This is a genomic window from Roseateles sp. AC306, assembly GCF_979253795.1.
Map to the genome: position 1 here is coordinate 1 of NZ_CEEDEB010000065.1, position 291 is coordinate 291.

The 291-nt window shown below is 66.7% G+C and carries 1 protein-coding gene; it reads left to right on the forward strand.

Annotation, left to right across the window (positions count from 1 at the left end; translation table 11 throughout):
- Positions 1–291, forward strand: a 291-nt coding sequence (locus AC0IZJ_RS28405) for a hypothetical protein (protein WP_471855601.1), incomplete at both ends; no start/stop codon positions are given.

The window sequence follows — 291 nt, forward strand, 5'->3', positions numbered from 1 at the left end:
CAAGGTCGTCGTGGCGTTCTCAAACCCCGGCGTCTACGGCGGCGTCATGCGCCAGTTCGATGTCCAGTACCTCATCGTCGGCTCCACCTACGTCACCCCTTCCACCTCCGGGGCCAGCTATTACGGCGGCACCCTGACCGCCGCTTGGCCCAGCGCCAACATCACCGATTCCCTGACCCTGCGCGCCTATGCCGACCTGGCCGGAGGCATTGGAGCGATGGTGCAGGTGCGTGTGGACGGTGTTGTCACCGACACCGTGGAGGTGCGCGCCACCCAGCCCACCGACTACCG